The sequence below is a fragment of the Sphingobacterium sp. BIGb0165 genome (genome assembly GCF_024810095.1).
Classification (GTDB): Bacteria; Bacteroidota; Bacteroidia; order Sphingobacteriales; family Sphingobacteriaceae; genus Sphingobacterium; species Sphingobacterium detergens.
In genome coordinates, this window is record NZ_JANUEB010000010.1 from 276,292 (window position 1) to 288,402 (window position 12,111).

General features: G+C 38.7%; 14 protein-coding genes. 11 read left to right on the forward strand and 3 right to left on the reverse strand.

All coding sequences use genetic code 11. The annotated features are described in order from the left end of the window. The first annotated feature begins 66 nt into the window (after nt 1–66). The 6 genes from rplQ to M2408_RS22775 all read left to right on the forward strand — a co-directional run bounded on the left by rplQ (nt 67) and on the right by M2408_RS22775 (nt 5,717). Nucleotides 67–573 carry a 50S ribosomal protein L17 gene (rplQ, locus tag M2408_RS22750; protein ID WP_259186903.1) on the forward strand — a complete coding sequence of 169 codons (507 nt, stop codon included), beginning with the start codon at nt 67–69 and terminating at the stop codon, nt 571–573. Nucleotides 574–731: 158 nt separating this feature from the next. Continuing rightward, nucleotides 732–1,877 (forward strand): aspartate aminotransferase family protein, encoded by a 1,146-nt coding sequence (locus tag M2408_RS22755; protein ID WP_259186904.1) that lies wholly within the window; start codon nt 732–734, stop codon nt 1,875–1,877. 140 nt (nt 1,878–2,017) lie between these two features. Next, a complete protein-coding gene (locus tag M2408_RS22760; RefSeq protein WP_259186905.1) occupies nt 2,018–2,980 on the forward strand; it encodes an acetylornithine carbamoyltransferase in 963 nt (320 codons plus the stop codon). 52 nt (nt 2,981–3,032) lie between these two features. Then, on the forward strand, nt 3,033–3,830 hold the full coding sequence (gene argB, locus M2408_RS22765) for an acetylglutamate kinase (protein WP_259186906.1): 798 nt from the start codon (nt 3,033–3,035) through the stop codon (nt 3,828–3,830). A gap of 26 nt (nt 3,831–3,856) precedes the next feature. Next, nucleotides 3,857–4,663: a pyrroline-5-carboxylate reductase gene (gene proC / locus M2408_RS22770; protein ID WP_259186907.1), complete on the forward strand. Its 807-nt coding sequence runs from the start codon at nt 3,857–3,859 to the stop codon at nt 4,661–4,663. Continuing rightward, the gene (locus M2408_RS22775) at nt 4,653–5,717 is read left to right on the forward strand and encodes a M20 family metallo-hydrolase (protein ID WP_259186908.1); all 1,065 of its coding nucleotides are present in this window, start codon (nt 4,653–4,655) and stop codon (nt 5,715–5,717) included. The genes proC and M2408_RS22775 overlap by 11 nt, the downstream gene beginning before the upstream one ends. A gap of 34 nt (nt 5,718–5,751) precedes the next feature. Here the strand turns inward: M2408_RS22775 and M2408_RS22780 are convergent, their stop codons facing one another. Beyond that, a complete protein-coding gene (locus M2408_RS22780) occupies nt 5,752–6,225 on the reverse strand; it encodes an Lrp/AsnC ligand binding domain-containing protein (RefSeq protein ID WP_046674894.1) in 474 nt (157 codons plus the stop codon). Between the two features lie 355 nt (nt 6,226–6,580). Here M2408_RS22780 and M2408_RS22785 point away from each other — a divergent pair, with 355 nt between their 5' ends. Next, the gene (locus M2408_RS22785; RefSeq protein ID WP_259186909.1) at nt 6,581–7,627 is read left to right on the forward strand and encodes a hypothetical protein; all 1,047 of its coding nucleotides are present in this window, start codon (nt 6,581–6,583) and stop codon (nt 7,625–7,627) included. Here the strand turns inward: M2408_RS22785 and ruvC are convergent, their stop codons facing one another. Next, entirely contained in the window at nt 7,628–8,194 is a 567-nt protein-coding gene (gene ruvC, locus M2408_RS22790; protein WP_120261721.1) for a crossover junction endodeoxyribonuclease RuvC, read from the reverse strand. 136 nt (nt 8,195–8,330) lie between these two features. Between ruvC and M2408_RS22795 the strand changes: the two genes are divergently transcribed. Together M2408_RS22795 and M2408_RS22800 are read left to right on the forward strand one after the other, a co-directional pair. Then, nucleotides 8,331–9,269: a flippase-like domain-containing protein gene (locus tag M2408_RS22795; RefSeq protein ID WP_259186910.1), complete on the forward strand. Its 939-nt coding sequence runs from the start codon at nt 8,331–8,333 to the stop codon at nt 9,267–9,269. Continuing rightward, a complete protein-coding gene (locus M2408_RS22800; protein ID WP_259186911.1) occupies nt 9,253–10,383 on the forward strand; it encodes a glycosyltransferase in 1,131 nt (376 codons plus the stop codon). Before M2408_RS22795 ends, M2408_RS22800 begins: the two co-directional genes overlap by 17 nt. A gap of 7 nt (nt 10,384–10,390) precedes the next feature. On the opposite strand, the gene M2408_RS22805 is transcribed toward M2408_RS22800, so the two are convergent. Continuing rightward, on the reverse strand, nt 10,391–11,125 hold the full coding sequence (locus M2408_RS22805) for a lysophospholipid acyltransferase family protein (RefSeq protein WP_257094550.1): 735 nt from the start codon (nt 11,123–11,125) through the stop codon (nt 10,391–10,393). 123 nt (nt 11,126–11,248) lie between these two features. On the opposite strand from M2408_RS22805, the gene M2408_RS22810 reads away from it, so the two are divergent. Further along, the gene (locus tag M2408_RS22810; RefSeq protein WP_120261717.1) at nt 11,249–11,524 is read left to right on the forward strand and encodes a DUF2089 family protein; all 276 of its coding nucleotides are present in this window, start codon (nt 11,249–11,251) and stop codon (nt 11,522–11,524) included. A 125-nt stretch (nt 11,525–11,649) separates the two neighbouring features. Continuing rightward, a complete protein-coding gene (locus M2408_RS22815) occupies nt 11,650–12,102 on the forward strand; it encodes a hypothetical protein (RefSeq protein ID WP_259186912.1) in 453 nt (150 codons plus the stop codon). The last annotated feature ends 9 nt before the right edge of the window (nt 12,103–12,111 follow it).

The window sequence follows — 12,111 nt, forward strand, 5'->3', positions numbered from 1 at the left end:
TTGCCTTTGAAAAGTTTAGCAATTTAGGTAAAACAAGAACGGTACATATAGTATAATAAAATCAAAATGAGACACGGAAAAAAAGTAAATCACTTAGGCCGTACGGATAGCCATAGAAAAGCAATGTTGGCTAACATGGCGACATCATTAATCCTACACAAACGTATCACTACGACTTTGGCTAAAGCTAAAGCATTGCGTACATACGTTGAGCCTTTGATTACTAAATCTAAAAACGACACAACACACTCTCGTCGTACAGTATTCGCTTATTTGAAAGATAAAGACGCAGTTTCTATCTTGTTCCGCGAAATTTCTGAAAAAGTAGCTAACCGTCCAGGTGGTTACACTCGTATTATCAAAATGGAAAACCGTTTAGGTGATAACGCAGAAATGGCTTTCATCGAGCTAGTTGATTACAACGAAATCTACGGTAAAAAAGCTGCTGCAGCTGATAAAAAAGCTACTCGTCGTCGTGGTGGTGCTAAAAAAGCTGCTGCTCCTGCTGAAACTGACGCTCCTGCGGAAGTAAAAGCTGAAGTAGAAGGTGAAGAAAAAGTTGACGGAGAATAATATTGTTCCCGTTATCATAGAAAAAGTCCTCTTTATTAAGGGGACTTTTTTTATTTTATGACCATTCCTACCGTTATAACTGATATATTTGTAATGCTAAAATCTGATAGCTTTTTCTAATACAAGCTATTTCGTTTATCAATCTATAATTCATTAAGATGAAACCATTTGATGTTTATCCCATTAATCCCATTAACATAGTTAAAGCTAATGGATCTACGGTGTGGGATGCCGAAGGAAATGCTTATTTGGACTTGTATGGTGGCCATGCCGTGATATCGATCGGACACACGCATCCACGCTATGTGCAACGTATTACAGAACAGTTGAATCGTATCGGATTCTATTCTAATTCTGTTGAGATTCCAATTCAGCGTGAACTTGCGCGATTGCTTGGCGAGGTATCTGGTAAGGTTGATTATGACTTATTCCTCTGTAATTCTGGCGCTGAAGCGAATGAAAATGCATTGAAGCTTGCTTCCTTTTACAATAAAAGAAAAAAGGTGATTGCATTCTCTAAATCTTTCCACGGTCGAACGTCGTTGGCTGTAGCTGCTACGGACAATCCTAGTATTGTTGCTCCTATTAACGAAACAGAGAACGTTGTTTTTCTTCCTTTCAATGATGAGGATGCACTAAAAGAGGCATTTTCAGCTTATGGTGATGAGATTTCTTCTGTTATTATCGAAAGTATTCAAGGTGTCGGTGGAATTAGGGAAGCATCCGTTACCTTTCTTCAATTGATCCGCTCACTTTGTGACCAATATAATGCAGTATTTATTGCTGATGAGGTACAATGTGGCTATGGTCGGACAGGCTCCTTCTACGCACAGGATTATTCTGGAGTAGATGCGGATATTTACACGATGGCGAAGGGAATGGGAAATGGTTTTCCTATCGGTGCAATAAGTATCTCTCCTAAGTTTAAAGCTTCGCATGGTAGTTTGGGGACAACCTTTGGTGGCAACCATCTGGCATGTGCTGCAGCTTTGGCTGTTTTAGAGGTCATCCAACAAGATCGTTTGATGGAGAATGCGAATGCTGTAGGACAGTATCTCATTGACGAACTAAAGAAAATTGAAGAGATTGTAGAAGTGAGGGGTAGAGGATTAATGATCGGAATTGAACTTCCAGCATCTTTGGCACATGTAAAGAAAGATCTTTTATTAAAGAATCGTATTTTTACGGGAGAGGCTAAACCGAATGTTATTCGATTGCTTCCAGCATTGAATATTACCAAAGAGCATGCTGATCAATTTTTATTGGCATTAAAAGAACATATAAAGGCGGTTGTAGTCGCTTAAAGATAATAGATGAAATAATCTAGATTGGCCTCCTGATATCAGGGAAGATCAATCCGAATTGTTCCATCAGCATAAATGAACAAAGTGGGTAGCACAACGTGTTGTGTCATAGAAAATACCCCCATAAATGATTTATATAGATGAAAAAGTTTTTCTCTGTAAAAGACGTATCCAGTGTAGCAGACGTTGTCCAGGAGGCGTTAGCACTAAAAGCGGCACCTTATGATAATCAAGATCTTGGTAAACATAAGACCTTGGGTCTTGTGTTTTTGAACCCCAGCTTGCGTACTCGTCTGAGTACCCAAAAAGCGGCAATGAACTTGGGAATGAATGTGATGGTCATGAACATGGACAAGGATGGTTGGGCATTAGAAACACAGGATGGTGTCGTGATGAACGGCAGTACTGTTGAGCATATCCGCGAAGCAGCAGCGGTCATGGGCGAATATTGCGATATACTCGGATTGCGATCTTTTCCGAAGCTAAAGGACCGAGAGGAGGACTACAGCGAGGATTTATTCAATAAATTTATTAAATATTGTGGTGTCCCTGTTGTCTCTTTGGAAAGTGCCACACGTCATCCATTACAGAGTTTGACGGATATCATTACTATTACTGAGCATAAGAAGACGGCGAAACCAAAGGTTGTATTGGCTTGGGCTCCGCATGTGAAAGCTTTGCCGCAAGCCGTGCCGAATTCCTTTGCAGAGTGGATGTGTAAGGCGCAAGAAGAAGGGCTTGTAGAGTTTACGATTACACAACCTATGGGCTATGAACTGAGCAAGGATTTTACGAAGGGAGCTACGATTTCAACGAATTTAAATGAAAGTCTGAAAGACGCTGATTTTGTTTATGTGAAAAACTGGTCATCTTATCAGGAATATGGCGAGGTATATACGGTAGATGAGGATTGGATGATGGATAATGAAAAACTGTCTTTGACAAATGATGCGAAGGTCATGCATTGTTTGCCTGTAAGACGGGATCTGGAGTTGTCATCTGAAATCTTGGATGGACCGAACTCGTTGGTTATTAAAGAGGCAAGTAATCGTGTCTGGGCAGCTCAGGTTGTTTTAAAACGAATGCTGGAAGATCTAGTCTAAGACCGATCTTTTGATTATTGAGAAACTATTTTTATTTGGGAAAAGTTGCGTAATGGCTAATAGTGTATTAAATATTATAAAAATTGGCGGAAATATTATCGATGATGAGAGTCTGTTGGATTCTTTTTTAGAGAAATTTTCTGCATTGTCTGGGAAGAAGATCCTAGTGCATGGCGGTGGTAAAATTGCAACACGTTTGGCAAGCGAGCTTGGTGTACAAGCTCAAATGGTTGAAGGTCGTAGAGTGACGGACGAGGATATGCTACGTATAGTCACGATGGTATATGCTGGATTAACAAATAAAACCATCGTTGCCAAATTACAAAAATTGAAATGTGATGCTGTAGGTTTAACTGGTGCTGATGGCGATGTGATAAAGGCTATAAAACGTCCTGTCAAGGATATTGACTATGGTTTTGTAGGGGATTTATTGCATGATTCTGTGAATACACTGGCTATTAAAAAATTCCTGGAAGCGGGTTTTATTCCTGTGTTCTCTGCCATCACTCATAATGGTTTAGGACAGCTGCTTAATACCAATGCAGATACCATTGCCTCATCGTTAGCGGTCTCTCTGGCGTCTTTATATGAAACATCATTGGTGTATTGTTTCGAGAAGAATGGTGTATTACGCGATGTGACAGATGAAAATTCGGTTATACCAACGATTAAATCCGAAGAATTTGAATATCTCAAAGAATCGGGAATTGTCAATGATGGTATGATTCCGAAACTACAAAATGCATTTAATGCTATAAATAAAGGTGTTCAGGAGGTATATATTGGTCATGCCAATAATTTGCACTTGTTCCAACAAGGACAGTTTGGTACCTGTCTTACATTAAAGTAATCATGTAATCTAATCTAAACCCAACTATGAAAAAGGTCACTATTATCGGAAGTGGCAATATCGGTCTATCCTTGGCAAAAGGGCTTGTAAAAAGCGAATTTGCCAGTGCTGCTGATATTACATTGACCCGCAGAAATCTGAATGCTTTGGCTGAAGAGGCAAGCCAAGGATTCTCGGTAAGTAATGATAATAAAGCTGCTGTTAAAGGCGCTGATATTATTGTCTTCGCCATACTGCCACAGCAGTTAAAAAAGGTATTGGTTGAAGTTGCTCCCGAAATAGATAAGAAAAACCAGATTTTTGTATCCATTGTATCTGGTGTTTCATGTGCTGACCTGAAAGCGGAGTTGGGAGAGGATACAACTGTAATACGTGCTATGCCGAATACGGCGATCGCGATTGCTCAGTCGATGACTTGTATTGCGAGCGATAATGCTTCGGATGTTAGTCTTGCCGAAGTAGAGAAGATGTTTGAGACCGTTGGATCAGTCGTCGTTATCAATGAAGATCTAATGACTTCGGCAACTGCCTTGTGTGCCTGTGGAATAGCCTTTTTCCTGCGTGCTATCCGAGCTGCATCCCAAGGTGGGGTTGAAATAGGTTTCCATGCACATGATGCTTTGAAAATGGCCGTTCAAACAGCTAAGGGTGCTGCGGATCTATTGTTGCATACGAATGCTCATCCAGAAGGTGAGATTGATAAAGTTACTTCGCCCAAAGGATGTACTATTGCTGGATTGAATGAGATGGAACATAATGGTTTTAGTTCTGCATTTATCAAGGGAATAAAATTGTCTGCGGATAAAGCAGGAGGACTATATCATGAAGGATAAAGATAGCTTATTTCAGGATAGTCTAGCTTTATTGAAACAGTTAATCGCTGTATCTTCCCTAAGCCGGGAGGAAATATTGACAGCAGATCTGATTGAAGCCTTCTTCAAAGAACGGTATATTAAGACCTTCAGGAAGGGAAACAACGTTTGGGGATATAATACACATTACGAGTCAAATAAGCCAACGATCCTGCTTAATTCGCACCATGACACAGTGAAGGCTAACCTTGGTTATACCCGTGATCCATTGGCTCCTACGGTAGAGGAGGGGAAGCTCTATGGCTTGGGTAGTAATGATGCAGGCGGATGTTTGGTATCACTGATCGCCACCTTCTTGTATTTTTACGAAGAGAAGGATCTAAAATATAATTTTTGTCTAGTTGCGAGTGCCGAAGAGGAGATCTCCGGCAGAAATGGTATTGAATCTGTCTTGGAAGATATCGGAACAATTGATTTTGCAATCGTTGGCGAGCCAACACTGATGGATCTTGCCGTAGCCGAAAAAGGGCTGATGGTATTGGACTGTAATGCAAGAGGAATAGCAGGCCATGCCGCTCGTAACGAGGGTGATAATGCTATTTATAAAGCAATTAAAGATATTCAATGGTTTAAGGAGTATGCTTTTGAAAAAACATCAGCAACCCTAGGCCCGATCAAAATGTCAGTGACGATGATTCAAGCTGGATCGCAGCACAATGTAGTGCCAGCCAACTGTAGTTTTGTTGTCGATGTACGGACCACCGATGCTTATACCAATGAAGACACCTTAACGATAATTAAATCCCATGTCTCTTCAGAAGTTTCGGCTCGATCGACCCGTTTGAAATCTTCTTCTATTCCGGAGGAACATCCTATTGTCCAAGCCGGAATAACGCTTGGCCGTAAACTATATGGATCTCCGACGATGAGTGATCAAGCGCTTATTCCGGTACCTTCTTTAAAGCTAGGGCCAGGGGATAGTGCAAGATCGCATATGGCGGATGAATTTATCTATATTGATGAAATTAGGGAAGGAATTGATTTGTATATAGCGATGCTACAAAAGATTGTATAAAAAAAGCTTCCAACTGTTGGAAGCTTTTTTTATACTAGACTAAGCTGATCTGACGCTTAATACTTTCTTCAAGGGAGATGATCGTTTCCGTACGCTGAATCCCAGGTACCGATTGAATATCTTCGTTCAATACTTTTCTGAGGTGGACAGTGTCCCTACAGATAATTTTTGCAAAAATACTGTATTGGCCGGTACAATAATGTAGCTCAACCACTTCTTTGATTTCTTTCAATTTATCTACCGCATCTGCATATTGTGAACCTTTTTCTAGATAGATACCGAGAAAGGCAGTGATGTCAAATCCGACTTTTTGAGGATTGATAATAAGATTTGAACCTCTGATGATACCTAACTCTTCCATCTTCTTCATTCTAACGTGGATGGTACCACCTGATACGATTAGCTTTTTCGCTATCTCAGTATAAGGAATAGAAGCATCGTTCATTAGAATAGACAGGATTTGGATATCCAAATTGTCTAGATCATAGTTTGCATATTGATTTTCCATTAACAATGGGTTTTGTGTTTCATTCATTGGTCATACATCAAAATCTGACCAATAGCTAAAATAATTAAATTTATTTCAAAATTACTAAGAATTTTCGGTTTATAGATGTAAATTTAATAAAAAATACTTATTGATATTGATAATGTTATATGTTTTTGATTGAAAGTGCTTATAATTGTTTTAGAGGTGATTTTATTGTAAGGTTATCGGAATGTTTCGTTATCTTGTTATTAACGTCAGCAAGACGATTAAGATGTAGGATAAAGATCAAAAACAAAAGACAAGTAAGTAAGCTGCAGGTGTGTGAAACCAAAGTCTCAAAATGCATATCTAATATCTCAAGACTAAAATAAAGATGGAAGAAGTTCAAGATGTAAAGATTTCGAGGAAGAAGCCAATCTTTGAGGTAGGGGAAGGGCTTCATAAATATCTTAAGCTATATCAACGGGATGAAAAGCTGCCCATTGGTTATAAGGATCTATTGAATTTTACAGAGACCGTACCGGTCATGGACAAATTTGGTCATGATACGTTCTGGGAAACACCACTTTATCCTCAATATCTGATTGACCAATTATATGATGGGTTAAAGGTCATTTATGCAAAGCTTAAAGCTTCCGGCAATACACGTATTGTACAGCACAAATATATAGACCGTGTTGAGTACTGTGGTTTTGGTAATACAAGACCATTTCGGATTCGTATTGTAAACCGATTGAATGACGTTTATGATTATTTTTATATCAAACAGGCGGATGCATCACGGATTTACGGTTTAGAACTGGAGGAAATATTATCTCCAAACCAGGTCAACTATATGGTGGATCAGGACACTCTGGTTGAAGAACATATCGTGGGTATCCCGGGTGATATATTTTCGCAAACTAGGATGTTTACACCGGATTATAATTTGACACGTATTTCGAAGGAATTCGTCAAGTTTAATGAACGTTGTATTATCACGCTGCTGGGAGATATGCGTGCCTATAATTTTGTCATGCAGATTACACCTGATTTTGATGACTTTCAGTTTAGAATCCGAGCAATTGATTTTGATCAACAATTTTATGAGGGAAATCCCAAGGTCTATATGCCGCAATTTTTTAAGGAGAATTACCCATACGTCAAGCTTGCGATGGAACATCTAACTGAAAAAACAGTATTGCAGTACCAACAGGAGGAGCGGTCCTCGATTGTACATAGGGTACGAAGTGAACGGCACAGAATCGCTGATCTTCGGGACGCTTCGCAGACACAAATTCTTTCGACGCCAGAAAACATTAAACAACTGCGCGAAGGTTACGCAGAGTTTTACCAAAATAATTCTTATTTGAAGTGCAAGACAATGACTGATATCGTCGAGTTAAATGTGAAGAATGTGATTCGACAGGTACAGATGTAGCTATTTGATTCGGTCTTTGTTGTCTTTGATAAAAGAGGACCAACCTGAATAAGATTTGCCGCTGCCTGAGGTACTATTTTTTTGAAATGAATGACAAACAGCAATTGCCAGCCCGTCTGTTGCATCTAGAAATTGAGGTGTCTCTTCGAATTTTAAGAGATTTTTGAGCATGGCAGAAACCTGTTCTTTCGTAGCATTTCCATTTCCTGTAACTGATTGCTTTATTTTTCTGGGTGAATATTCAAAGATCGGAATATCCTGTGCCAGCGCTGCTGCCATAGCAACACCCTGTGCTCGTCCTAATTTGAGCATCACTTGAATGTTTTTGCCGTAGAAGGGTGACTCCAGTGCAACACAGTCAGGATTATATTCTTGCATTAATGCGGAGGTTTTTTTGAAGATGCGCTGCAGCTTTAGAGCATGGTCGTCGAGATGCCCCATTTTGATGACACCCATTGAAATAAGGGAGATGGTATTGCCAACTTCTTTAATAATTCCGTATCCAAGTACGACTGTCCCAGGATCGATCCCCAAAATGATTCTTTCTTTCGCCTTTTCCTTCTGCATGTACAATATTACAAATTTTGCTTTTTATAAGTGGATTGCTGTACACAAAACTTAATCATTTGGCTAAAATTTAGTAACATTGCTCTCTAATTATCAAAAGTTGACTGGGAGACAAAAAAAATATATCAGTTTTTTATTGAAGATACTTGTATTTGCACTTGCAACATGGTACATTATTACCAAGGTATCTGATAAAAGCAATATCGATAAGTTTAAGACGCTAATTACAGGACTAGAGCAACATTCTGTTGTCTGGACATTGATCTTGATTGTTGTTTTAATGCTTGTAAACTGGCTTCTGGAGGTTGTTAAATGGCGCTATCTTGCATCCAAACTGGAGCATATATCCTTTTGGAAAGCATTTCAATCCGTTTTTTGTGGACTTACATGGGCGATTTTTACCCCGAATAGGATTGGTGAATATGGTGGAAGAGTGTTGTTCCTGAACCCGCAGAATAGGGCTAAAGGCGCTGTTGCGATGGGCGTAGGATTATTTGCTCAACTGGTATTGACAAGTGTTGCAGGTTCGATGAGCATTGCTTGGTTTATCTGTAAGTTTTTGTCCACACCTTTATCCGTCCAATTTGGAGTCTGGTTGCTCGCCATTATTTATGCTGCTGGATTTGTCATCTTGTATTTTAATGTGAAATGGGTGGATATGCTTGTGGGGCGAATTAAGTTTTTGGCGAAAATAAAACCTTTTTTTGAGGTACTGGAGCATTATTCTGCACGTGAACTGAGCATTGTTTTGGTAAACTCATTAGCAAGGTTTATTATTTTTACTTCGCAGTATATTATTTTGATGAAGCTAACCTTACCTGAGTTGCCACTTGTCTCCATGGTTTTGATGATCTTTATCCTCTTTTTTGTTCAGGCAGCTTTGCCGACATTGGATATTTTCGATTTTAGTGTACGTAGTTTTGTGGCAAGTAATCTTTATAGCTATATTACAACACAAGAAATTGCGGTGATGGCTATTGTATCGTGTATCTGGTTTGTCAACTTGATTCTCCCTGCGATATTTGGTTCTATTTTTGTTTTTAAGATTAATTTTTTCGGTGATACAAATTCTTAGCTATTTATTAATCAGTTTTGCCTGCGTGTACGCCATTCTAGTATTATGGATGCGTAAAGGCTGGGCCACGATTCAAGCGCCCACAGGTCTCTTACCTTCTACCAAAACGGTATCAGTTATTATCGCTGCACGGAATGAAGAAGCAAATATCCGGAGAACGATAGAATCAATATTGAATCAAAATTTTCCGAGTGAACTTCTAGAACTTATTATTATTGATGATCATTCGGATGACAACACCTCCGCTATTGTAAAGGAATATGCAGAACGGGGTGTGAAATTGATTCAGTTAAATGAGAATGGCCGAATGAATTCCTATAAGAAGCTTGCGATTTCAAGAGCAATTGATTGCTGTAGGGGGGAGATTGTCATTACTACGGATGCAGACTGTAGGATGGGGGGAAATTGGCTTGCAACTGTGATTGGAACCTTTGAAAAGGAAGATGCTTATTTATTGTCTTCTCCAGTTGTATATTCTGAGGAAAAGAGCTTTTTTGAGCGATTGCAGACCTTGGAATTTCTGTATCTCATAGGTCTTGGTGCGGCGGGTATTGGAAACAGAAAACCTACGACCTGTAATGGTGCAAATTTGGCCTATCGAAAAGATATATTCAAGCAAATGGGCGGTTTTAAAGGTATTGACGAACTTGCATCTGGGGATGATGAGTTATTTTTGCATAAAGTGGCGGAGAAGCATCCTGAACGAATTGCCTTCTGTAAATCGGAGGAAGCGATCGTGTATACAGATGCGAAGCCCGATCTTAGGTCATTTATCAGCCAACGAAGACGCTGGGCATCTAAGAGTACCAAGTATAAAAATAAGGGAGTTATTGCTTTAGGAATCGCTATTTGGCTGTTTAATGTGTTATTATTGGTTGCTGCTATTCTTGCGGTTGCAGGTATTAAGACACTTGCTTGGGTTGTCCTCTTCGCTTTGCTACTTAAAATGACAGTCGAACTGTTGTTTATCCAACCTTTAACCAATTTTGCAAAACGTACTAATCTGCTTTGGTATCTTCCTATATTGAGTCTGGCCCATATCCTGTATTTAGCTTATATTGGAATATTGGGGAATATTGGAAAGTATGATTGGAAGGGTAGACAAGTCAAATAATTCTACTTTATTTTTCAACTTTCTGCTTAATAGTCTCTTCGGCTAGTTTTACAATTTCCTCAATATCTTTATCCTTTGTATCCAGTGGATCAAGCACCTCCCATGTCATATGCAGAAAAGGAGTTAGCGGATACATACCATATTGTACCATTTCGTATGATCCTTTGATTGCAATAGGGACGACCAATGCATTTGGGTTTTTCTTTAATAATGTTGCAATACCACCGACGTGAAAGGCTTTCATCTTACCTGTTTTTGATCGAGTCCCTTCTGGAAAGATAAAGGCCGACCAATTCTTTGTTTTCATATTGTTGGCAAGTTTCAGAATCTCAGCTATCGATTGTTTGGGGTCATTACGATCGATATTGGCTGCGCCACCATGTTTTAGATTGAACGAAATACTTGGTATACCACTGGCCAGCTCAATTTTTGAGATAAATTTTCCATGAAATCTCCGTAGAAAATAAATGAGTGGTGGAATGTCAAAGGTACTTTGATGATTGGCAACAAATATAATGGGTTGTCCTAATGGGATGGATTTGTTGTCGATAAAAGTGACCCTATTGAATAATGTATAGTAAGATGCAACGAGGCATGCATTTAAGATGTCAACACTTTTTTTGTGAGCATTATAGCCACCGAATTTCAAGCACAGCCATTGGATGGGGTGGAATATAATCAAGGATAAGCCAAAACAGAACCAAAATATAATAGATAGAATATAGCCTAAAAACTTTTTCATATGCTTTTTTTATTGTTTACAAATATATCATTAAGCAATGATTTTGAAAAATATTGATAATATTGTGTTTGATTTTAATATTATTAATATTAACTTTAATAATATCAATAGTATTATTGTTAAATGAAAAAGATACCTGTAAATTGTCCATGTTGTGATGCGAAGTTGAAAGTCTCCAAGCTGGTCTGCGATTCCTGCGACACTGAAGTTGTCGGTAAGTTTACTTTACCCTTACTGATGCAGTTGACAGTCGAAGAGCAGGAGTTTGTCCTCAATTTCTTAAAGTATTCAGGTAGTTTAAAAGAAATGGCCAATCAGATGGGTAAATCTTACCCAACAGTTCGTAATATTTTGGATGACCTGATTCATAAATTAAATTCGCTCGCCAATGAAAATTAAGCAGTTATTTTTAAATCCGTTTGCGGATTTTTCAGAACGGACATTGTTTCTCGTGGGGATCACCGGTTTCCTATTATCCAGTTACCTTATTTATTTATTTATCAGGTCAGCAGTTCAATGGCTTTATGCACTTCTATAAGCCCGAAGTAACTGTTTCCTTTATTGCCGTGTTAAAAGTTCATACTTATATGGTTTTGGCCCCTTTAATTCTACTGTATATTGCAGGGGTTATTGTCAATAATAAGACAAGAATTATTGACGTATTGAATGTTATCTTGATTGCACCATTTCCGCTTTATTTAATGTTGTTTCTGAGTAGGTTAATCAATCAGGACAAGTTTACCAGTGAGATAGATCAAGCGTTAAAAAATGGTGACCATACCTTGTCGAGCATTGACAAAGGGCGGATGGCACTATTTGGCTTATTTGGGATCTTTGTGTTATTTCTCTTGTTTTATCAGTTCTATTTATTGGTAAAAGGAATGAACATCGCTGTTAACAATAAACAGGTTTGGGTAAGCATTTTGTTTGTGGCATTATATTTTATGCTTGATTTGGGTATACAGTTTTATTTTTAACGGATAGAA

Coding starts and splice junctions, on each gene's coding strand:
- rplQ (WP_259186903.1), top strand. CDS start 67: ATGAGACACGGAAAAAAAGTAAATCACTTAGGCCGTACGGATAGCCAT.
- M2408_RS22755 (WP_259186904.1), top strand. CDS start 732: ATGAAACCATTTGATGTTTATCCCATTAATCCCATTAACATAGTTAAA.
- M2408_RS22760 (WP_259186905.1), top strand. CDS start 2,018: ATGAAAAAGTTTTTCTCTGTAAAAGACGTATCCAGTGTAGCAGACGTT.
- argB (WP_259186906.1), top strand. CDS start 3,033: ATGGCTAATAGTGTATTAAATATTATAAAAATTGGCGGAAATATTATC.
- proC (WP_259186907.1), top strand. CDS start 3,857: ATGAAAAAGGTCACTATTATCGGAAGTGGCAATATCGGTCTATCCTTG.
- M2408_RS22775 (WP_259186908.1), top strand. CDS start 4,653: ATGAAGGATAAAGATAGCTTATTTCAGGATAGTCTAGCTTTATTGAAA.
- M2408_RS22780 (WP_046674894.1), bottom strand. CDS start 6,225: ATGGAAAATCAATATGCAAACTATGATCTAGACAATTTGGATATCCAA.
- M2408_RS22785 (WP_259186909.1), top strand. CDS start 6,581: ATGGAAGAAGTTCAAGATGTAAAGATTTCGAGGAAGAAGCCAATCTTT.
- ruvC (WP_120261721.1), bottom strand. CDS start 8,194: ATGCAGAAGGAAAAGGCGAAAGAAAGAATCATTTTGGGGATCGATCCT.
- M2408_RS22805 (WP_257094550.1), bottom strand. CDS start 11,125: ATGAAAAAGTTTTTAGGCTATATTCTATCTATTATATTTTGGTTCTGT.
- M2408_RS22810 (WP_120261717.1), top strand. CDS start 11,249: ATGAAAAAGATACCTGTAAATTGTCCATGTTGTGATGCGAAGTTGAAA.
- M2408_RS22815 (WP_259186912.1), top strand. CDS start 11,650: ATGCACTTCTATAAGCCCGAAGTAACTGTTTCCTTTATTGCCGTGTTA.